Source organism: Aminobacter aminovorans (genome assembly GCF_900445235.1).
In the GTDB taxonomy this organism is placed as follows: domain Bacteria; phylum Pseudomonadota; class Alphaproteobacteria; order Rhizobiales; family Rhizobiaceae; genus Aminobacter; species Aminobacter aminovorans.
On record NZ_UFSM01000001.1, the window covers coordinates 1,975,272 to 1,996,635 of the forward strand.

The 21,364-nt window shown below is 62.6% G+C and carries 19 protein-coding genes; 11 read left to right on the plus strand and 8 right to left on the minus strand.

Annotated elements, in window-relative coordinates; genetic code table 11:
• The first annotated feature begins 115 nt into the window (after positions 1-115).
• Genes iolE through DY201_RS09675 form a run of 5 tightly spaced genes read left to right on the plus strand, consistent with a single transcriptional unit; the run spans position 116 to position 3,052 of the window.
• Positions 116-1,033 (plus strand): myo-inosose-2 dehydratase, encoded by a 918-nt coding sequence (iolE, locus tag DY201_RS09660; protein WP_115731014.1) that lies wholly within the window; start codon positions 116-118, stop codon positions 1,031-1,033.
• On the plus strand, positions 1,030-1,185 hold the full coding sequence (locus tag DY201_RS28985; protein WP_165915826.1) for a hypothetical protein: 156 nt from the start codon (positions 1,030-1,032) through the stop codon (positions 1,183-1,185). The genes iolE and DY201_RS28985 overlap by 4 nt, the downstream gene beginning before the upstream one ends.
• Positions 1,185-1,388 carry a DUF3329 domain-containing protein gene (locus tag DY201_RS09665; RefSeq protein WP_115731015.1) on the plus strand — a complete coding sequence of 68 codons (204 nt, stop codon included), beginning with the start codon at positions 1,185-1,187 and terminating at the stop codon, positions 1,386-1,388. Before DY201_RS28985 ends, DY201_RS09665 begins: the two co-directional genes overlap by 1 nt.
• Before the next feature lie 4 nt (positions 1,389-1,392).
• A complete protein-coding gene (gene iolB / locus DY201_RS09670; protein ID WP_115731016.1) occupies positions 1,393-2,205 on the plus strand; it encodes a 5-deoxy-glucuronate isomerase in 813 nt (270 codons plus the stop codon).
• Positions 2,206-2,245: 40 nt separating this feature from the next.
• On the plus strand, positions 2,246-3,052 hold the full coding sequence (locus tag DY201_RS09675; protein WP_115731017.1) for a 3-methyl-2-oxobutanoate hydroxymethyltransferase: 807 nt from the start codon (positions 2,246-2,248) through the stop codon (positions 3,050-3,052).
• A 37-nt stretch (positions 3,053-3,089) separates the two neighbouring features.
• Here the strand turns inward: DY201_RS09675 and DY201_RS09680 are convergent, their stop codons facing one another.
• The 5 genes from DY201_RS09680 to DY201_RS28990 all read right to left on the minus strand — a co-directional run bounded on the left by DY201_RS09680 (position 3,090) and on the right by DY201_RS28990 (position 12,598).
• On the minus strand, positions 3,090-4,712 hold the full coding sequence (locus DY201_RS09680; RefSeq protein WP_115731018.1) for a GNAT family N-acetyltransferase: 1,623 nt from the start codon (positions 4,710-4,712) through the stop codon (positions 3,090-3,092).
• A gap of 35 nt (positions 4,713-4,747) precedes the next feature.
• Positions 4,748-6,091, minus strand: coding sequence for an HlyD family type I secretion periplasmic adaptor subunit (locus DY201_RS09685; RefSeq protein ID WP_115731019.1), 1,344 nt, complete (start codon positions 6,089-6,091; stop codon positions 4,748-4,750).
• A gap of 12 nt (positions 6,092-6,103) precedes the next feature.
• The gene (locus tag DY201_RS09690) at positions 6,104-8,584 is read right to left on the minus strand and encodes a type I secretion system permease/ATPase (protein WP_115731020.1); all 2,481 of its coding nucleotides are present in this window, start codon (positions 8,582-8,584) and stop codon (positions 6,104-6,106) included.
• Between the two features lie 21 nt (positions 8,585-8,605).
• The gene (locus DY201_RS09695; protein ID WP_131922238.1) at positions 8,606-10,651 is read right to left on the minus strand and encodes a type I secretion protein; all 2,046 of its coding nucleotides are present in this window, start codon (positions 10,649-10,651) and stop codon (positions 8,606-8,608) included.
• A 141-nt stretch (positions 10,652-10,792) separates the two neighbouring features.
• On the minus strand, positions 10,793-12,598 hold the full coding sequence (locus DY201_RS28990) for a hypothetical protein (RefSeq protein ID WP_165915827.1): 1,806 nt from the start codon (positions 12,596-12,598) through the stop codon (positions 10,793-10,795).
• A gap of 714 nt (positions 12,599-13,312) precedes the next feature.
• Between DY201_RS28990 and DY201_RS09720 the strand changes: the two genes are divergently transcribed.
• Positions 13,313-14,122: a helix-turn-helix transcriptional regulator gene (locus tag DY201_RS09720; RefSeq protein ID WP_115731023.1), complete on the plus strand. Its 810-nt coding sequence runs from the start codon at positions 13,313-13,315 to the stop codon at positions 14,120-14,122.
• Between the two features lie 7 nt (positions 14,123-14,129).
• Positions 14,130-14,612: a hypothetical protein gene (locus tag DY201_RS09725; RefSeq protein WP_115731024.1), complete on the plus strand. Its 483-nt coding sequence runs from the start codon at positions 14,130-14,132 to the stop codon at positions 14,610-14,612.
• 15 nt (positions 14,613-14,627) lie between these two features.
• On the opposite strand, the gene DY201_RS09730 is transcribed toward DY201_RS09725, so the two are convergent.
• On the minus strand, positions 14,628-15,185 hold the full coding sequence (locus DY201_RS09730) for a transglutaminase-like cysteine peptidase (RefSeq protein WP_115731025.1): 558 nt from the start codon (positions 15,183-15,185) through the stop codon (positions 14,628-14,630).
• 382 nt (positions 15,186-15,567) lie between these two features.
• Here DY201_RS09730 and DY201_RS29260 point away from each other — a divergent pair, with 382 nt between their 5' ends.
• A complete protein-coding gene (locus DY201_RS29260; RefSeq protein ID WP_177583855.1) occupies positions 15,568-16,032 on the plus strand; it encodes a hypothetical protein in 465 nt (154 codons plus the stop codon).
• 100 nt (positions 16,033-16,132) lie between these two features.
• Here the strand turns inward: DY201_RS29260 and DY201_RS09740 are convergent, their stop codons facing one another.
• On the minus strand, positions 16,133-17,719 hold the full coding sequence (locus tag DY201_RS09740) for an ABC transporter substrate-binding protein (protein WP_115731026.1): 1,587 nt from the start codon (positions 17,717-17,719) through the stop codon (positions 16,133-16,135).
• Between the two features lie 288 nt (positions 17,720-18,007).
• On the opposite strand from DY201_RS09740, the gene DY201_RS09745 reads away from it, so the two are divergent.
• Complete coding sequence (locus DY201_RS09745) at positions 18,008-18,931, plus strand: sulfurtransferase (protein ID WP_115731027.1); 924 nt, start codon at positions 18,008-18,010, stop codon at positions 18,929-18,931.
• A 103-nt stretch (positions 18,932-19,034) separates the two neighbouring features.
• On the plus strand, positions 19,035-20,246 hold the full coding sequence (locus DY201_RS09750; protein ID WP_115731028.1) for a YeeE/YedE family protein: 1,212 nt from the start codon (positions 19,035-19,037) through the stop codon (positions 20,244-20,246).
• Positions 20,247-20,313: 67 nt separating this feature from the next.
• Here the strand turns inward: DY201_RS09750 and DY201_RS29270 are convergent, their stop codons facing one another.
• Positions 20,314-20,562, minus strand: coding sequence for a hypothetical protein (locus DY201_RS29270; RefSeq protein ID WP_210210433.1), 249 nt, complete (start codon positions 20,560-20,562; stop codon positions 20,314-20,316).
• Between the two features lie 129 nt (positions 20,563-20,691).
• On the opposite strand from DY201_RS29270, the gene DY201_RS09760 reads away from it, so the two are divergent.
• Positions 20,692-21,303 (plus strand): DUF6969 family protein, encoded by a 612-nt coding sequence (locus tag DY201_RS09760; protein WP_115731029.1) that lies wholly within the window; start codon positions 20,692-20,694, stop codon positions 21,301-21,303.
• Positions 21,304-21,364: the final 61 nt, after the last annotated feature.

Here is a 21,364-nt window from a genome sequence, read left to right on the forward strand (position 1 = left end):
TGGTGCTGTGCCCCTTACTGTCCTGCCGGCAGTAAGGGACAGCACCAGCGATGGACGGATATGCGATGCCTGCCAAGGTGGGCCGCTGGAACAGAATTGAGACTGGAGTGAAAAAGTGAAAGCCAAACTGGGCATGTCCCCCATCGCGTGGTGGAATGACGATCTTGCCGAACTGAGCGACGACGTTTCGCTGGAGGAATGCCTTCGGCAGTCGCGCTCGGCCGGCTTCACCGGCATGGAGCAGGGGCGTCGCTTTCCGAGCACGCCCGAGGAGATGTTGCCGATCCTGAAAAGCGCCGACGTGACTTTGTGCGGCGGCTGGTTCTCGGGCACGCTGGTCAATGAGGAGCTTGCTGTAAACAAGGACCGCATCCGGCCGATGATCGAGCTGTTCAAGGCGGTCGATGCGCCCTGTATCGTCTATGGCGAGGTCGGCCGCTCGATCCAGGGCGACCGCTCGAGGCCGCTTGCCGGCAAGGCCGTGCTTTCTGACGACGAGATGAAGACATACGCCCGCAAGCTGACCGTGTTCGGCGAATGGTGCGCCGAGCAGGGCATGCCCTTGTCCTACCATCATCACATGGCGGCAGTGGTGCAGTTCGAGCATGAGCTCGATGCCTTCATGAAGCATTCGGGCGAGGGTATCCCGCTATTGCTCGACGCAGGCCATCTCGCTTTTGCCGGCGGCGACGTGCTGCGCGCCATCGACAATCATCACACGCGCATCAACCATGTGCATGTGAAGGATGTGCGCATGGATGTCATCAAGAGCCTCGACTGGACCAGGCAGTCGTTCCTCGATGCGGTGGCGCTCGGCGCCTTCACCGTGCCCGGCGACGGTTCGCTCGATTTCGGCGCCATCGTGCAGAGGTTCGCCGACCACGGCTATGAGGGCTGGTTTGTCGTCGAGGCCGAGCAGGACCCGAGGAAGAGCCCGCCGCTGAAGATGGCTCAGGTCGGCCACGCCGAACTGATGCGCGTGATGACGGCGGCAGGTTACACCGTGGAGACTCAAGGCTTCCCCAGCGCATGACCCCGAAAATCGCAATCGATTTTCGCTGGGGATCATGCGGTGGCTCACCGCATTGCGGCGCGTCGCCGACGCGCGGCGCCGTATTGCTTGAGCGTGACGTTCTTGCCGGCTACGATCCGAAGATGTTGATCGGCGAGGCAGCGAGCATTTGATGCAGGACCAGAACCATCCGTTCCTTCGCCCGTTGTGGAGGCGCATAGCGCTGGTCGGCTTCTGTGCTGCCTGGTCGATCTTCGAGTTCGTCACCGGATCTGCATTCTGGGGCACGCTCGCGGGTGGCATGGCGGCAATTGGCGCATACCAGTTCATCATCGCCTACAAGCCTGGCGATGACACCGAAGCCGGCAAGGAGTGAGACCATGTCCAGACTTCTGATCAAGCCCAAGCACGGCACCGGGCGTGTCACCCACGTGACGCCCGAGATCGCCGGCTGGACCTATGTCGGCTTCGACCTGCACAAGCTCGAGCCCGGTGACACCTTCGGCGACTGGACTGCCGACCGCGAGAGCTGCCTGGTGCTGGTTTCGGGCAAGGCGCATGTCCGCGTCGGCGAAGACGATCTCGGCACGTTGGGCGAGCGCATGTCGCCCTTCGACGGCAAGCCGTGGTCGGTCTATGTACCTGCCGGCGGCGACTGGTCGGTCAGGGCTGAAACAAATGTCGAACTCGCCGTTTGCACGGCTCCGGGCCTCGGCGGCAACCTGCCGGTACGGGTGATCGGTCCTGAAGACGTCAAGCAGGAGACGCGCGGCAAGGGCACCAATACGCGCTACGTCACTAATATCCTGCCCGAAGGCGAGCCGGCGGATTCGCTTTTGGTGGTCGAGGTCATCACGCCGGGTGGCCACACGTCGAGCTATCCGCCGCACAAGCACGACGAGGACAACCTTCCTGCTGAATCGCTGCTGGAGGAGACCTACTATCATCGGCTCAATCCGCCGCAGGGTTTTGCCTTCCAGCGCGTCTACACCGAGTTCAACGATGCCGGCCATCGCGAGCTCGACGAGGCGATGGCGGTGGAGGACGGCGACGTGACGCTGGTTCCCAAGGGCTATCACCCGTGCGCAGCCTGCCATGGCTACGACCTCTATTATCTCAATGTCATGGCGGGTCCGAAGCGGACCTGGAAGTTCCACAACGCCAAAGAGCATGAGTGGCTGCTGAAAGCCTGATAGCCGAGGCTGACAAAACTCCAAGAGCGAGGACGAAACGATGGCACGCAACAGGCCAACGGTAGCAGATCTGCGCGCGTCGAAAGGCAAGAGGCAGCTCTCGAAGCTGCGGGTGACGACGCTGGAGGAGGCTGAGGCCGCCGAGCGCGCCGGCATCGACCTCCTGTCCGTCACCTATAGGCTGATGCTTGATCCGCGCTTCCGCGATGCCGCGCCGACATGCTTTGCCGTGCCCGGCGACGACTACGGCATGATGGGGGCGACAACAGGCGAGATCCTGCGGACGGCGGTAAAGCTCAAGGCGGCGAGCGCAGATGCAGTCTATTGCTCGGCCAGCCACAAGACGATCCGGCGCTTGCGCGACGAGCATATTCCTGTCTGTGGCCATGTCGGGCTGATCCCGACGCATTCGACCTGGACCGGCGGCTTCAGGGCCGTCGGCAAGACGGCTGAGATGGCGGCGCTGGTGTGGAAGCAGGTCAAGGACCTCGAGCACGCCGGCGCCTTCGCTGCCGAGATCGAGGTGGTGCCGGCCGAGGTGGCGAGCGCGATCTCGAGGCGGACCTCGCTTGTGCTGATCTCGATGGGCGCGGGTGCGGGGTGCGATGCGCAGTATCTGTTCGCCGAGGATGTACTTGGGCTCAACCGAGGCCACTACCCGCGCCACACCAAGGTCTATCGCAACCTTGCCGTGGAATATGATCGCATCCAGCAGGAGCGGATCGCTGCGTTCAGGGAGTATGCTGACGACATTGCCAGCGGGGCCTATCCGGCGGAAAGCCATATGGTTGGCATCGACGCTGGGGAGTTGCGCAAGTTCGAGGAATTTCTGAGCGGGCAGGCCTAAGCCTGCCCGCTCCGGAATTCGGTTCGCATACCGGCGTCTAAAGCGCCGTACTCAGAACTCGCGTCACCGACTTCCGATCCGGATTGAGCATGATGTAGCTCGGCCGGGTTTCCAGTTTCAGCCGATTGAGCATGATCCTGGTCTTGGCCAGCAGCGTGTCGTCGCGCGACGCGGCCTCGAGCTTGTGCTCCAATGCTTCCAGCGTTTCGATGGCGTCCTCGCTGCGGTCGAGTGCCGCCAGGCTCTTGGCGAGCGAGAATTCCGCCCCGGCAAAATCGGGCGCGAGCGACAGAACCTTGCAGAACGCATCCGTCGCCTCGATGTGTCGGGACAGATGCTGCAGTTCCATGCCCAGTCTGAGCCAGGCCTTGGCCGATGTCGGTACCGAATTGGCGAGTGTCTGGTAATGCGCCAACGCCTCGCGGTGTTCGCCCTTGGCCGACAGCAACTGGCCGATGCCATAGAGTGTACGGGCATGGGTGGCGTCGGTGGCAAGGATCTGGCGGTAGCCGTTTTCGGCCCGTGCCAGCTGCCCCTGCTGATGGAAACGCGTGACCTCGGCGAAGATGCCGTTGACCGACCGGGGATCAAGACGGTCACCGACATTGCGCCCACTCTTGGTGTAGATCTGCGCGCAGTTGATCTTGCTTTCGGTCACGCCGAAGGCGAATTTGTAGGGCTCGTCACCGCGCAGGAAATCATAGGTGGTGAAGCCGTTCTCGATCGCCAGCTTGATGCAGTGGCCGTGCAGTATCAGGCCGGCTGGAATGGAGGTCACGCCCTCATCGCGGCCGGCCATGAAGAAAAGCAACGCCTTCTTGACCGGGTCGACGAAGATGGCGAGCGCGCCCAGCGGTCGGTCGCCCTGCCACAGGACGGGCAGGAACAGCGTGCCATTGCGGAAGCTGTCGCGCAGCACGCGGCGATTGTTGTGCAGGATGGAGGCTAGTCGATCGCCCTTGCGGGCGCCCCACTTCACCCGCCAGAGTTCAAGCAGCGTGTCGATGTCGCGCTCGTAGGTTTCGGCATCGGCGCGGGTGATGCGCAATTCTCCCGCATCGACCTTGCGCAGGAAGCGTCGCAGCTTCTGCCTGGTGTTGGTGCTGAGCACATTGTCGAGATAGCCGTCGAATGTGTCTGGCAGAGCGGCCGCGAAGCAGCGGCAGTTGTCGACATTGTCGGCCGCATTGACGCGGCTGAATTCGCGCATCGCAAAGATATCGCGCGAGAACTGGCCGATGAATGCAAAGACGCGTTCGTGCGACATGCGCAGGTTTTCGAGATTGAGCCGCGCCCAACCCATGCGGGCGACGTGGCGACCGAAGGCCTGGAGCGCCTTTTCCGCGTGGACGGGATCGCAGATGGCGCCGGTGTAGTCGGCGGCATTGTTGCCGGCCATGCTGATCTCGTTGAAGAACAGGCCGGTCTTGGCGCTCATGCGGGTGCGCATGCGCAACGGCATGAGCGCGACATAGGGCGATCCAGGACTGCCAAGCCGCGCGGCAAGCACGAACCAGGCGCCCTTGTAGAAGCGCATGTAGGGCACCAGCCACGCCCACGAGACGAAGAACTGCGCCTCCGGATCGGCCTTGTACAGCCGCTCCCAGTCCTGCTGCAGCTTTGCCAGCGTTTCAACATCGGTGATGACGTCAACCTGCATCTCTGTCCCCCTAGACGGCATGGTGTCTCCCTCGCTCAACGCTCCATGAATGCGCGCGACATGCTGTCGGCGATCGGCTTGGTCAGATACCTGAAGAAAGTCCGCTCCTCAGTTTGGACCAGCACCTCGGCAGGCATGCCGGGCGTCGGCGAGAAGCCATGGACGCGCGAGATCTGGTCCGCCGACAGGCTGACGCGGGCGACGTAGACTTCGCGTGCGACGGGACCCGACGTGTCCGGCAGCGCGTCGGCGGAGACGTAGATCACCTGGCCTTCGAGCACCGGCGTGGTGCGCCGGTTAAGCGCGGTAAGCTGTACCGTTGCCTTCTGGCCGACACGGACACTGTCAATGTCGGTACGGGAGATCAGCGTCTCGATGACGAGCGGCACGTCCGACGGCAGGATCTCGACGATCGGCTTGCCGCTTTCGATGACGCCGCCTGATGTGTGGTAATACATGCGCACGATGGTGCCGGCGACCGGTGCGTTGATGGTCACGCGGCTGAGTATGCTCTTGGCCTGGCGAAGCTGCTCGCGGATTGTATCGAGGTCGCCCTCCAGGTTCTGCAACTGCTCGAGTGCAGCCTGCTTGTAGGCTTCTTCTGCCTGTTTGATCTGCTGGTCGAGCTTGATGACCTCGGCGCCGATCTCGGAAACCTGAGCGGCAAGGCGGCCGATCTGCCCCTCGGCATCGGCCATGGCGCGCTGGATCGCCTTGATTTCGGTAGCCCGGAGCAGACCCTTGTCGAGCAACTTCTTCTTGCCTGCATATTCTTCCTGCATGAGCGTCAGTTGTCGACGCACGGCAGCCAGTTGTTCGTCGTAGCCGCCCGATCGATAGACATAGGCGGCAATGTTCTGCTTCAGCAGGCCGATCTCGCTCTGCAGTTTGCCGCGCGCCGCTCCAAAAGCCAGCTGCTGACCATCGACAATCGGCTTGATCTCAGGGTCGTCGAGGTTGTCGGTGACATTCTTGGGGAAAGCGATGCTTGCTGCGCCGCTTATTTCGGCATTCAGCCGTGCGGCGATGGCATCGAGGCGAACCTGACGCAGGAAGAGCTGACGCTCGCTGGCTTCGGCTGCTGTTTCATCGAGGCGGACGAGAGGCTGGTCGTAGGTGACGACATCGCCTTCGCTAACCAGCAGTTCCTTGATGATACCGCCTTCCAGATGCTGCACGATCTTGTTCTGGCCGGCGGCGACGAACGAACCCTGGGCGATGATGGCGGCAGCGAGCGGAGCCGTGAGAGCCCAAGTGCCGAAGCCGCCAAAAGTGAGCGCTATGAGCAGGAGGCCGATCTTGGTCTGCTTGCCGATCGAGCGCGGTACGTCGGCGTACCATTCGAGGTCATGGACCTTGATGATTGCCGTATCGCTCATGACTTTGTCCCCTTACGGAATCTGATGGCCGAACGAACCGCCCTCGATGCTCAACCCGCGCTGGGCAAGTGCCTGGAGCACGTCTTGCCGCTGACCAAACAGTGCGACGGTGCCGTTGACCAACAGCAGAATCTTGTCGACGCTGTGCAGCAGTGCCGGCCGCTGCGTTATGGTGATGACGGTGATCTTGTTTTCCTTGGCATGCTGGAGCGCGCGAGCGAGCGCCACGTCGCCGGCGGCGTCGAGGTTGGAGTTCGGCTCGTCGAGAACGACCATGCGAGGGTTGCCGAAGAAGGCGCGAGCGAGCGCGATGCGCTGCTTCTGGCCGCCGGAAAGAGGCGCGCCGTCGGCGGCGACGAAGGTTTCGTACCCATGTGGCAAGGTGGCGATCATCTCATGGACGTCGGCGAGTTGTGCCGCCTGGTAGATATCGGCATCGCTGGCATCGTCGCGCATGCGGGCGATGTTGGCCTTGATCGTGGCCGGGAACAGTTGAACATCCTGCGGCAGATAGCCGATGTTCTCGCCGAATTGCCGCTGGTCCCAGTTGCGCAGGTCCATCAGGTCGAGGCGCACATTGCCTGAAGTCGGCAGGATCGAGCCGACGAGCATCTTGCCGAGCGTGGTCTTGCCTGCGCCCGAGTTGCCGATGATCGCAAGTGAGTCGCCCGGAGCGAGGGCAAAGGTGATGCCGTTGAGCACGACCCGCTTGGTGCCCTGAGGCACGAACAGCAGGCGTTCGACGTCGAGGCGGCCTTCCGGACGCGGCAGGTTCAGCCGTTCGAAATTGAGCGGCGAGCTTTGCAGCAGGCTGGCAATGCGGCCGTAGGCAGCACGTGACTGCACGACCTGGTTCCAGCCTTCGATGGCGCCTTCAATCGGGCCGAGCGCGCGGCCGGCGATGATCGACGCGGCGATGACCATGCCGCCGCTGAGATGGCCATCCAGGGCGAGATGCGCGCCCCAGCCGAGCATGGCGACTTGCGTCAGCAACCGGACGGCCTTGGACGTCGCGGCGAAGGCGATGTTGCGGTCCTGTGCGAGGACTTGCGCCCTGAGCGAGCCTGCCGTGTCCTTGCCCCAGATGCGTACGGCTTCCGGGATCATGGCCAGAGCGTTGATGATCTGCGAATTCCGCGACATCGAGTCGAGATGCAGGTTGGCCTTGCTCTGGAACGAATTGGCTTCGCTGAAGGAGGCGGCCGTCGAGCGCTGGTTGATGATGGTAATCAGGAGCAGCAGCAATGCCGATGTGACGACGATGAAGCCGAGATGCGGATGCACAAGAAACACGGCAAGCACGAACAATGGGGCGAGTGGGGCATCCAGCAGGGACAGCAAGGTGCCCGAAACGAGGAATGAGCGCAGTTGCCCGAGGTCGCTGAGCGTCTGGTATTCACGACCGTTGCTGTGGAGCGCGGCGCGAGCCGCGGCACTCAGAATAGGCGCGCCGAGTTGCGCGGCTACTTCGACGGCGGTACGCATCAGGATGAAGCGACGGATCGCGTCGAACATAGCCTGAAGGATCACGGCGCCGACGATCACGATCGTCAGCATGACCAGAGTGTCGACCGAGCGGCTGGTCAGCACGCGATCGGAGATTTGGAACAGATAGAGCGGGATTGCGAGCACGAGCACGTTGCTGGCCAGCGTGAACAGCATGACGATCAGCAGGTTGCGCTTGACGACGTTGAGGCCGGTCTTGAGCGAGGCGGAGAAGTCGATCGGGCCAAGGCGCTTGTGGAAGACGCCGCCGCCACCGCCACCACCGCCGCCGCCGCTGTCGATGTCGCCACCGTTCGGACCTTTGGCTTCAGGCAGTTTTTCCCTTGCCTTGATCGGGCCGTTGTCGGCGTCGATCACCTTGCCGACCGGCATCGACGTATCTTTCATTTCAGGCTTTGCCGGTCCCTGCGGTTCACTTGCCCGCATGTCGGGGCGAGGGGGGGGCGATGCCGCCTTGGCAGCCTGATGTGGCGCTTCCTTTGGCGCCGGACTGGGTTGAGCAGACGCAGCCTGGGGTTGGGTTGCCGCAATGGGTTCCTCCGGAGCTGCACGCCGAGCCGGTTGAGGTGGCGTGCCGGGCGCTGTTTCGGTGGGGGCAGACGCTTGGGGGCGTTGAACCGTAGCGCTCCGCTCCGGAGGTCTGATCGAGGCCTGGGCAGATTGCGGCCTTCCGAACAGCTGTTGGGCTTGCGCCGTCAAAGCTGCAGCGGGAGATGGAGGAATGGGAGCCGGAGCACTAGCGGGTCCGCGTTCTGCGGCAGCCGTCTTCTTGTCGCCGACTGCGTCGTGCAACTCGCCCACCACGTTGTCGATGTAGCGTTCCAGCCTGTCGAGTGCTTGCTCCTGGGGAGCTACTGCACTCGACAACCGCGCCTGAGGCAAGGGCTTGGGCTCCGATGTCCGCAGAACTGCCGGCGAACTGTCCTGGTTGTCGCCTTCATCAGGCGCGTTATGAAAACCACTCCAGCCTTCACGGTCGTCAGTCATCTTGTGCCCCTCTCATTCTGCTCAGCCCAGCATGTGCTGCATGACGTCGGCCGATCCGGAATCGGCGGCTTGCGGTGCGATGTTGGTGCCTTGAGAAGCGTCGCCGGTGTCGTCGCCATTGCTGTCATCGAGGAAAGCCACGGCTTCGTTGACGAGTGTGTCCGGATCCTGCCCGCCCAGATCCGGCTCGCTCGACACGAGGTTGGCCTGAATCAGGATCTCGTCGGAGTAGCTGTCGCCGCCGACATAGATCTTGGACGCACCATCTACGTCGACGATGGTGGCATCGTTGACCAACTGGTTGCCGCCGGTGGTGATGGTCCATTCCGCATCGGGATTGGCGACCATCTGGTTCATGGCAAGCGCCACCTGGTCGCTATCGCCCACCACCGTGGTCTGCTTGATGTACTGCAGATTGTAGATGTCGCCGGAGATATAGAGCACGCGCAATACGCCGATGCCGGCGAAGGCTGCGTCCTGGAGGATTGAGTTCGGCAACTCCTTGTTGCCGGCCGCGAGATCGGCGGCTGCGGTGTCGTAGCCATCGGGCAGCGGCTCGCAGGTGCCCGCACCGACATTGACGATGCTCGCCTGGTTCCACAGCAGGTTTCCGCCCGTCGAGGCGGAGCCTTCGCCCGTCGTCTCGAAGCCGTCGACGGCGCCGATCATGTCGTTGTCGAGCAGCAGGTTGAGCTGACAGATGATGCTGGCGTCGTAGACGTTGCCTCCGACGATGATGAGGTCGTAGTAGCTGCCGAGCTCGTACAGGCTGAGGCCGTTGAAGGCGGTATTTTCGCCGGTCGAAACGACCGACTGAACGCCGGACGAGGAAGCGATGACGACGTCATTGTCCATGACGTACGCATATTGCTCGATCCAGTTCATCATGAGCAGGTCGCCCGAAATCTCGGTGACCACGTAGTAGGCCGGGAAACCGGCAGGTGGAGGCGCGGCCTCGCCATCGGTTTCGGCGGAAGGGTCTATGTGCTTGAACATGGCGATGTTGAAGCTCTGGTTTTCACCGCCAGGATCGAAAGGCCAGCCGCCCACCGCCGAGCCGACGCTGTCGACATCGCATGTGCCGTTGATCTGGACGATCGCGTTCAACGAGAAGTGGTCGCCCATGACGGCTATGACCTCTGCCGAGACCCACTCGTTGACCACAACCGCGCTGTTGATGACGGAGTTGCCGCCTGTGCTGATGTCGACGCTCGGGTTCACCGTGCCGTCACCCCAGCCGTCCATGAAGTTGCCGGAATCAGGAGGTGTGTCCATGTCGAGCGGGCCGTCCGGTCCAGCCACGTCCTCGTCGTCGTCCTGTTCCTTCAGGAAGTTGACGTAGTCCTCCATCTTGGGAACACCGGCCTCGTCGACCAGCTGGCCGTTGAGGTATGTGCCTTCGATGGTCTCGCCCTTCACGCTGAAGACGTCGGCGTTGCCATGGTCGGCCGCATCGAATGCGTCGAACCGGTCCACGGCGGTGGTCACGAACGTCGCCATCTCCTCGGTCGTGCCTGGAAGTGTCAGGTCGTCGATCGGCGACAGGTCGGCCGCGGCCTGTTGCAGATCGTCCAGCGCGCTGTTGTCCGGCGCTGCCGGAGTGAACTTCAAGCCGCTGCCGCCGAAGCCGACATAGTCGTTGTCGGAGAGGCGGATTTCCTGATTGATGATGGCGGCCAGGTCCCCTGGCGGGTCGATCTGTGGCAGCACGACGCCACCCGACCCGACCGTCGTGCCATCGGGAATGCGGGTGAAATCGTGCAGGAATGGCCCGTCGGGGATGGGTACTTCAGGAGGAGCGAAGGCAACCTTCGACCAGACTGTGACTTGCTCGATCTCCGGCCGCATCGCCAGATACGGCACATGCGGATCAAAATCCTTGAGTGTGTGGGAGGCGTCGACCTTGATGGCGACGGTTTCAGGGTCCGGAAGCTGCTTTTCAGCCTCTTGGGTCGCCTTGAACCCATCATAGGCCTGCTTTTGACGTGCTGCCTCGACGTTCATATCGAAGAGCCCGACGAAGTGGGCTATCGCGTCAGAGACCTTGTCCAAATAAACGGAATTCATCTGCCTAGCCTCCGCCCTTTGTGAACGGAGCAGCAGCGCCTAGGCGCTGCCGCCGGTCACGTTTGAGGACTGCGCGGAAAACTCCGCGCAGTCCGTTTCGTTTGGCTGTTGGTCGCAAATCATTCGACCGGCGCCAGGCGATCAGGCGTTGTCGTCTTCGCCTGTCAGCGTCTCGGTGAAGTTGCCGCCGACAACGGTCATGTCGACCGTATTGCCTTGCAGGTTGGCACCCATCACGATCTGCTGGTTGAAGGCACTGGTGTCGATGATGGCGTCGGCGCTGGCGAAGCTTTCACCAGTGACATAGCCGTCGTCGGAATTGCCCGAGCCCCAGTTGCCGCCCGCGCCACCTGCGCCACCGGCTCCACCAGTTGCTGCGCCGACCGTGCCGCCGCCGCCGCCGCCGCCGCTCCATGCGCCGCCGCCAGTGGCGTTGCCGCCAGTGCCGTCAGCCCATGCACCGCTCAGCGCATTGCCGCCATCGCCGTCGCCATAAGCCCAGGCGCTGCCGCTCGTGCTTGCGCCGCCAGTTGCCGCGCCTGCAGTCGCAGAACCACCGGTCCCTGCGCCGCCGCCGCCGCCGCCGCCGCCGCTGCCTTCGCCGCTGCCGTCACCGTCGCCGTAGCCGATGCCAGCGCCGAGGCCGAAGCCGAGAGCATCGCCGGTATCGCCATTGGCATCGCCGGCGTTCGCCTTGGCATCGCCGCTGTCGGCGTCAGCGTTGCCGGAATCGGCGTCGCCGCCGCTGCCGGTGTCGGACTTGGCATTGCCGCCGTCGCCCTTGGCATCGCCACCTTCACCAAAGTTCAGGATCGGAAGGATCGGCACGAATGCGTCGATGCCGTCGCCAGCGTCGCCCTTGGCGTCGCCGCCTTCGGTATCGCCATTGTCGCCACCACTGCCGGCATCGGCCTTGCCGGAATCGGCATCAGCGTCGCCGCTGTCGGCCTTGGCATTGCCGCCGTCGCCCTTGGCATCACCCGAGTCACCTTCTCCAGCGCCAAGACCAAGTCCGGCGCCGAGGCCGAGACCGAGGCCGAGACCTAGGCCGGTGCCGCCATCGCCACCGCGACCGCCGTCGCCCTTGCCGCCATCAGCGTCGGTGTCGGCGCTGCCGCCCTTGCTGTCGCCGCCTTCAGCCTTGGTGTCGCCCTTGGCGTCGCCGCCCAAGGCTGCGCTAAGCGCCAGTCCGCCTTCGCCCTTGCCACCATCCGCTTCGCCGCCCTTGGCATCGCCGGAGTCGCCGCCATCGGCTTCGCCAGCCTTGGCGTCGCCGCCACCACCGCCGCCGCCATCGGCATTGATGCCTTCTTCAGCGGATGCATGTCCGCCCTTGGCGTCGAACTCCTGCTTGAAATCGCCGTCGTTCTTGACGGTAGCTTCTTCAAGCTTGTCGTTGTCGACCATGTCGGCGGTCTGGGTGATGACGAATGCGTTGCTGTTGGCGCCCATCGCGCCGGTCAAGACGTCCTTGAAGCTGATATCGTCGCCCGGATTGTAGTTGACGTCGCCGTCCTTGCTGAAGAGCACGTCGCCCTTAACGTTGCCGTCGATGTCGGCGAAATCATTGTCTTCCTTGTAGTCGCCGAGACGGCCGTCGAGCTCGACATCAACGTCGACGTCTACCTCGACCTTGGTCTCGTTCTTGTTCTCGTTGGTGTTCTCGTTCTTGGATTCGTTCTTGTTCTCGTTTTCGTTCTTGTTCTCGGACTCGTTCTTGTTTTCGTTCTCGTTCTTGGATTCGTTCTCGTTTTCGTTCTTGGATTCGTTCTCGTTCTTATTCTCGGACTCGTTTTCGTTCTTGTTCTCGTTGTCGGACTCGTTTTCGTTCTTGTTTTCGTTTTCGTTCTTGTTTTCGTTCTCGCTGTCGCCGCCCAAATCAATGTCGTTGCCGACGAATTGCAGGCCAAACGCGTTGAGATTGTTGCTGTTACGATCAGATGACATCGTGTTGTCCTCGGTTGGGACCGCATTCACTTGACCGTTCTCATCTTTCACACGGTCTTGGGTTCACGCGGTCGGTTGAGATTTCGATGGAGAAACGATGGGTTGCCTGGCTGAGGGGACTGATAGCCGGGTACCCCTGAACTCTGGATGGCTGAAGACCTCCCCGTTGTTGGCGGGTGGGGGGCTCGGATTCTCACAATGTCGTGAACGCAAGACCGTTGCAGATGGCCCAAATCGCGACTGATTGCTGAATCTCAAGCACCCACGCCCATGTTGCTTGAACCAACAAAGTTTGTGGCCGTGACCCTGAAATTGTAAGCTGACAGTTCGCGCTAGGCTGTTTGGGTCAGCCCGCGAAGAAGTCGCGGCGCTGATCTAGCTATTGCAGCCGATGATCGGTCAGAAATATTGGTCTCTTGCCACAATTCTACAATTGAGAGTCATTTTCTGCAGAATTGCCCAAGTCCCGGCTGCTTGCAGCGGGCGAAAAGGCAGTGCCGATGATCGTATGGTTGGGCTAGCCGAAATAGACCGAAGGGCTAGCTCGCTTGGGCGCCAAATTGCCCGGAAGGGCTACACGACGGCTTTCGCTAGCTCATCTTGCATATACCGAACCGTTAACAAGCGGTATATGGTACCTAAATAATGCTCCCCATGAGGCGGCACCTGGGGGAAAAAAAGACGCGCATTTGTGAACATTGGGTGGGTGAACTAATGTACCGAGTGGCAATTCCCAGCGCACGCCGCGCCAACGGAGCTGACGGCTCTGCGCAGAAGACCTGCAAGACATTGCTGATTGTTGCTCCTGCCGATTTTGTGTCGGAGAGCCTTATCTTTGCGATCGAACGCGAGTTCCACTGGATCACAGTCGATCAGGTGCCGACGCTCGCCGATGCCTGCGTTGGCTTTGATGCCCCCGTGTCGCTGATCCTGGTCGAGGCCAAGCAACTGCCCCAGGTGGAGGCCCAGTCCGAACGGCTGTCGCTGCTGCATCCCTCGGCGCAGATCATGCTGATCCAGGAAGACGGACGGCAGGAAGTTTCGATCCGCGACGTGGTCACGGCGCGCAATGTGCGTGGCGTGCTGCCGATGAACCTCAAACTCGACGTCTGGCTGTCGGTCGTCCGCCTGGTGTTGCGCGGCGGCGAATATTTCCCGCTGTCGCTGTTCGAGCCGATCATCGAGCGTCGGCGTGCCGGCTCCACCGGGCCAGCCGTCAGTTTCGACGCCCCGCAGAAGCCGCAAGCGCCACAGGACAACGAGACCGACGACTTCGACGAGCTCACCGAGCGCGAATTGCAGATCCTGGCGATGGTTGCACGTGGCCTGCAGAACAAGCTGATCGCCGCGGCCCTCGGGCTTTCCGAGCACACGGTGAAGATCCATCTGCACAACATCATCACCAAGCTCGGCGCCCATAACCGCACCGAAGCCGCTGCTGTCTATCACAAGCGGCGGGAGAGCGGTGGCGAGCGACGTGTCGGCGATGTCGCTGTGCTCCATGCACAGCAAACGTTGTCATGAGAGCAAGATGCCGCGTTTCCAGGACGTGCTGCTTACTGTTGGCCAGCTCAACTACACCTGGACCAACACCGAAAGCCTGCTCATCTATCTGATCGCCGGTCTCGCCAAGGTCGACAAGGAAACGGCGATCATCATCTTCCTGACATTAAATACGACGCGCGCGCGCCTCGACCTCGTCGAGCGGCTCGCCAAGATGGCGAAGACACCGCAGGCTTGCCGGGACGCCGTGCTGTCGGTGGCCGACCAGTTGACGCATCAGGGCAAGCTGCGCAACAAGTACAGCCATTGCATCTATTCGTTCGACGAGACTGGCACGCGCGCCAGCACTCAGCTGATGCGCATCTTCGACAGCAAGGACAGTGTCCGCTACGGCAAGAACGAAGAGCTCGACGACAATGAGATGCACCGCATCTCGGCCTCGATCGAGGCGATCAGGGACATCAACCGGCAGATCTGGAAGATCGTCGAGGACAATGCGTTTCCGCACTGAGCGGGTTCGGGATACTCAAGCGCCGATACGCGTCCACCTTCCGCTTTCCGACTGCGACTGCCGTGCGAAGTAGCGGTAGGGCGTGCTCTTCCAGTTCCTGATTGCGCCGGTGCGGTTGTCCAGGATGAGATCGCCGCTGTCGGTGCGTACCGTCAGCACGGTGTGCCCTGTGCCGCCATAGGTGGCAACCGTCAGCAGCAGGGTCGATGCCGGCCAACCGAGCTTTCGCAGCTCGTTTTTCTTGAGGATGGCGATGTCTTCGCAATCACCCACCGATGTCGGCAGTCGCCAGTCGTCGTCACGTCCGGTCGTGGCGATATCCTCGCGTTGCCGAATGCGCTGGTTGACCGAGGCATTGACCTTCTTGAGGTCGCGCATGCGCGCCTCGGTGAGCGCCATCACCTTGGTCTTGCCGGCAGAGCTGCATAGTCCTGGTTGTCTAGCACAAAAGGTGTTTGCCGCCGGCGGGGCAAAGGCGTAGCCGACAGTGCTCATGCTGGATCCGGAGGTGGTAGACTGGCTACAGCCAGCCGGAATCAAGGCGATCGCAACGAGTGCCGCGAACTTATGCATGTGCTGTTCCCCCCTCTCAATGGGTACTAGCAGACAGCATATTAGATCTAGATAAATCAACCCATGCGAGCGACCTTTGCACTGATTTCAAAAGGTTGTATGCTTAACAAAGTGTTTCCGATGATCGGAACACGTGATCATAGCGCCAGTTTGGGGACGGGCGCGTTTTTTCCCTCAGGAGGAAGAAATGACGACGTTCCCAACCTGCGTGCGTAGGATTCACGCGATTCTGCTGGTTTCCTCAGCTCTTGCGGCAGTCAGCTTTGTTTTCCCCGCATCGGCCCAGAGCAACGTTCGGCCACGCATGGCGGCAGCGCAATGCCAGCCGCTCTCCCAAAGCAACTATGAAATGTGCTGCATCGCGCTCAATCGCAGCAGCATCATGTCGGCTGACGAATTGGCACAGTGCCCTCCACTGACCACGTCGCTGATCGCGGCCGTATTGGCCGGTAGCGAGAATGACGGCGATGACGGCGGCACCGGAAGCGACGGTGACGGCGGTGGTGATGGCGACGGCGACGGCGACGGTGATGGCGACGGCGACGGTGATGGCGACGGCGACGGCGACGGCGATGGTGATGGCGGCGGTGGCGGCGGTGGCGGCGGTGGCGGCGGTGGCGGCGGTGGCGGTGGCGGTGGCGGCGGCGGCGGTGGCGGTGGTGGCGGCGGCGGCGGTGGCGGCGGTGGCGGCGGCGGCGGTGGCGGTGGCGGCGGTGGCGGCGGCGGCGGCGGCGATGATGGCGACGACGGCGATTCCGATGGTGGCGGCGCTGGCGGTGGCGGTGGTGGCTCGGGTGGCGGCGCCGGTGGCGCTGGTGGCGGCTCGGGCGGCGGCGCCGGTGGCTGAGACTGACCGAACCTGACCGGGCAACACGCTAGAGATACCGGGCGGCGACAGCCGCCCGGTTTTTGTTGGATGCAGCGGAGAATTGCCCAGGCTTAACAGTTTACTTCGAGACCGCCCAATAGCGGTCGTCGGCGAAGGTCGTGCCCATCATCAGACCCTTGACCCGCGCGCTGATGCCAAGCTTGCGCACTTCCTGGAACATCATGATGAAGGGCGAGCTGTCGGTGTGCACCTTCTGGATCGCCTCGTACATGGCCTTACGCTTGGCGGTGTCCTGTTCGCGCACGGCGGCCATGGCATCGGGCGAAAGCGCGCCCGCGTTCCAGCCGAAGCGGTCGGCCAGGCTGTCGGAGCCGTCGGGCGCGTCCTGCTTGTTGACGGCGAAGGCCTTGGCGTTGGAGTGCGGATCGGGGTAGTCGGGGCCCCACAGGCCGAGCCAGATGTCGAGATCGTGGTTGCGGTAGCGGTCGAGCCACTCGCGGCCACCGACGATCTGCAGATTGAGCTGGACACCCGACTTAGCCATGGTTGCCTGGATCGCCTTGGCAAAATCGGTGAAGGGTTGGGTATCCCAAACCACCATGTCGAGCGAGAACTCGCCGCTGACCCCGCCTTCGGCCAGAAGCGCCTTGGCCTTATCGATATCGAAGCTGAACGGCTTGTAGGCGATGGCGCCGAGAAACCCATTCGGCACCAGCGTCTGGTGCACTTCCATGGCGCCGCGCGAAATGGTGTCGACGATACCCTGGTAGTCGACCAGATATTTCATCGCCTCGACCACCTTGGGATTGGCGAGATACTGGTTCCGGACGTTGAGGCCCATGTAATAGATGTTGCCCGAGCGGCCGTGGACGATGGCCAGCTTCGGGTTGTTGGTGAGGGTGTCGAAATCGTTGGGCCCGAGCCGGTTGGCGATGTCGATCTCGTCGGATTCGAGCAGCCAGCGCTGGGCCGAGCTTTCGGCAACATGGCGGATCAGGACGTGCTCGACCTTGGCCGGCTCGCCCCAGTAATTGTCGTTGCGCGTCAGCAGGATCGACTCCCTGGGCTGCCACTTGCTGAGCACAAATGGACCTGATCCAGCGGAGTTCTGTGCCTTCAGCCAACCATTGCCATAGTCGCCGTCGACTTCGTGTGCTTTGACGATCTTGCTGTCGACGATGGCGCCCATGTAGGACGACAGGCAGTAAAACAGGAAACTCGGCGAATAGGTGTCGGCGATCTTGATGACCAGGGTCTGGTCATCGAGCGCCTTGATGCGGTCGTCGACATTGTCAGGCGAAAAACCGAACTGACCGATAATGAAGGCCGAGCGCGACTTGAGGTGGATGACCCGCCTGAGCGAGAACTCGGCGTCCCATGCAGTCACCGGATTGCCAGAGGCAAAACGTGCCTTCGGGTTCATCTTGAACGTGAACGTCTTGCCGTCGGGTGAAATAGTCCAGCTTTCGGCGAGCAGGCCCTTGATGCGGGTCGGGTCGTCGACGTCGAAGGTGAGCAGCGACTGGTAGATCTGGCTGCTCGTCAGCACGCCACCGACCTCGCCGACCTCGCCCGGGTCCAGGGTTACGACGTCGTCAATGGCATCGGCAACGACGAGCGTATCGTCAGGCGTATGGGCAAACGCAACGGAGACGGCGAGAGCCATCCCGAACATCGCTGCAACCATTGCCTTGAGCAAACGCATGCCTCTGTCCCCTCATGAGCCTTTGCTGCGGCCCAAATCATCGGCTCGGCGGCGTCGATCAGAAAGTCGTCGTAATAGACCGATTTGTGAAGGGGTTATATTCTTTATTCCGCATATGAACATGCGACTTGATGTAAGGAATGAGATTCCATTTTTCTCTCCATTTTTCGTAATTCGTTTCGTGATTGCGACCGATTTGGGTCTTTGATGCCGTGTTGGCGGCTCGATTCCGGATTACTAATGTTCGTAACGCTCGTTTTTAGAATCTTTTTCCCTGGAGTTTGTCCGATGCGCTTTTCTCTGTTGGCTGCCGTCATTACTGCCGGCTTGGCTTTTGCCACCGGCGCGCAGGCCGAGCGCCTGACAGATAAGCCGCTTGTCGACGCGGCCTGGCTCAAGTCCAACCTCGGCAACAAGAGCCTCGTTGTGATCGACGTTCGCGACGCCGCAAAGGACGGCGCCAATCCTTATGCCAAGGGGCATGTGCCGGGCGCCGTCAGCGCCCCTTATGCCACGGCCGGCTGGCGCGCCGAAGTAAACGGCGTTCCCGGCATGCTGCCGCCGCTGGAGACCATCACCAAGACCATCGGCGACCTCGGCGTCAGCAACGACAGCCACGTCGTGATCGTGCCGAACGGCACGGACTCCTCCGAATTCGGCGGCGCCACCCGCGTCTACTGGACCTTCAAGGTGCTCGGCCATGACGCCGTGTCGATCCTCGACGGCGGAGCACGTGCCTGGGAGGCAGCCGGCGGCGAACTCGCCACCGACGTGGCAAAGCCCGCTGCCGTCGCCTTCAAGGGCGAGCTCAAGCAGGCGCTTCTGGCCACCACCGCCGATGTCGAGAAGGCCCGCGCCGAAGGCATCAAGCTGATCGACGGCCGCCCGGCCGCGCAGTTCAAGGGCGAGGCGAAAAGCCCGGTCGTCCGCGTTGCCGGCACCATACCAGGCTCGAAGAACCTCGAAAACAGCAAGCTCTACGATGCCGACAAGGCATCGTTCGCCTCGAAGGAAACCGTCGGCAGCCTGTCGCAGTCCGTCGGCCTTGCCAAGGACGAGCAGAACATCGCCTTCTGCAACACCGGTCATTGGGCATCCGTCGTGTGGTTCGGCCTGAGCGAGATCGAAGGCAACAAGAACACCAAGATGTATGACGGCTCGATGGCCGAATGGGCCGCCGATCCGGCGCGCCCCGTGCAGCCCGGCAACTGATAGCCAAAGGGCAGGCCCAACATGACGATGTCCAGGAGCGATCCTGGACATCGTCGTTTGAAGCCGCCACGCTTAACTTCCAGATTTTCCCGGACTATCTGAAATGACCGAGTTAAATGCCACCGCGCCGGCGCCTGTCGTTGGCGTCAATCTCGACAAGGGACCTGTTGTCTTCGTCGGGCTTGCCTTGATCTTTGGCGCGCTCGCCATCGGCCAGGCGATCGACACGCGCCAGGCGGTGCTGTTTGCCATCGGCGGCCTGCTCGGCCTGACGCTCTACCACGCCTCCTTCGGATTCACCGGCGGCTGGCGCCGTTTCGTCGTCGAGAAGCGCGGCAACGCCATCCGCGCCCAGATGCTGATGATTGCCGCCGCGGCTGTCGTCTTCATTCCGCTTCTGTCGCTTGGCAGCTTCAACGGCCAGGCACTTGTCGGTGCCTTCGCGCCGGTCGGCGTGTCGGTTTTGGTGGGGGCCGCGATGTTCGGCCTCGGCATGCAGCTTGGTGGCGGCTGTGGCTCCGGCACGCTGTTCACCGTCGGCGGCGGCAGCTTGCGCATGCTGGTGACGTTGATCTTCTTCATCGTCGGAGCTGTCATCGGCACGGCGCAGCTGCCCTGGTGGCTGGCGCTGCCAGCGCTGCCCGAGATCAGCCTCGGCAAAACGCTTGGCGTGACGGGCGGAGTGATCGTCACGCTTGTCGGCCTCGGCGCTGTAGCCGGCCTTACCGTTCTGGTCGAGCGTCGTGCCCATGGCGCCATCGAGACAGCAAAACCAGCGCCGCGCCAGGGTGTCACCCGACTGCTGCACGGCCCATGGCCGCTGGTGGGCGCAGGGCTTCTGCTCGCTGGGCTCAACGTTGCGACGCTGGTCACTGCCGGCCATCCCTGGTCGGTGACCTTCGGTTTCGGCCTGTGGGGCGCCAAGGTGGCGCAGGCGGTCGGGGTATCCGTCGAGACCTGGCCGTTCTGGAACTGGCCCGGGCCGGCCAAGGCGCTGGGCTCGAGCGTTCTCGCCGACGTCACCTCGGTGATGAATTTCGGCATCATTCTAGGCGCCGCACTCGCCGCAGGGCTTGCCGGCAAGTTCGCGCCCAAGGTGCACTTGCCGTTCGCCTCGTTCCTGGCGGCCGCGATCGGCGGTGTGCTGATGGGCTATGGCGCGCGGCTGTCGTTCGGCTGCAATGTCGGCGCGCTGTTCTCGGGCATCGCCTCGGGCAGCGTGCATGGCTGGCTGTGGTTCGCTTCGGCCTTTGTCGGCAGCATTGGCGGCGTCGCACTGCGTCCTCTGTTCGGCCTCGATGGGTTCAAGAAATGAGCGCGCGCAACACCCTGCTGTTCGGCACGGCTTTCCTCGCCGCCACATCGGCTGTAGCAGTCGACCACTACCGCTTTGCCGCGCCCAACGCAGCACCCGCAGCCGCCGCACCGGCGACGCCTTGTGCCGCCGGCAATCCTTGCGCCGCAGGTTCGCCTTGCGCCGCAGGTTCGCCTTGTGCCGCAGCCTCGCCGTGCTCGGCCGCTTCGCCATGTTCTGCTGCGGCTCCCTGTGCTGCGGCATCCCCTTGCGCGGCAGCGTCTCCGTGTTCGGCAGCGTCGCCGTGCTTGGCTGCACCCGCTCCGGCGGCGGCCACAGCCCCTTGCGCCGCCGCCTCTCCGTGCGCGGCTGCTCCCGCACCTGCAGCGTCTCCATGTGCGGCGGCGCCCGCGGCTTCACCTTGCGCGGCGCAGCCGCAATAGGCCAAGCTGATGCTTGGAGACAAATGATGGACGAGACGAAAGCCGAGGCGGCACGGCAGGCGCTGTTTTGCGAACACGTGCTGGCGAAATCAGGCAGCAACGTGCTGCTGGAGACGCTGCGCGAGGCCACGTCGGTAGCAAACTGGGAGCATTTTCCGGCAGGCGACGTGTTCGATCCCGAGACAGGCGCGCAGTGGTACTACCACAGCCACCCGCCGCAGGAGGGGCAGGGCGAGCACGGCCATTTCCATTGTTTCGTGCGGCCTGACGGCGCGAAAGGGCCGATCCACCACATCGTGGCGGTCGGCGTCGATCCTTATGGTCGGCTGATGCGCCTGTTCACCGTCAACCAATGGGTCGTCGGTGACAACTGGCTGGAAGCGGAGGCGACGATCACGCTCTTGCCGCGCTTCGACCTGCATTTCGCCCGACCATCCTACCTGGTCAATCGCTGGCTGAGTGCGGTGCTGGCGCTCTATGCAGACGAGATCAGGGCGCTGATCCGCGAGCGCGAGCGCGTGCTGGCTGCGCATCAACAGGCGAATGGTGCTCCAGCGCGCGATGACCGCGCGCTGGAGGTGACGTCCGAACTCGGCATTGACCTTCGCCAGATGGCCGCCGGCCTGGGCGTCTGAACTCATTAATCTGCGTTTCGTGAATCTGCGCTTCGTGCTTTCCGAAAATCGGTTCCGATTT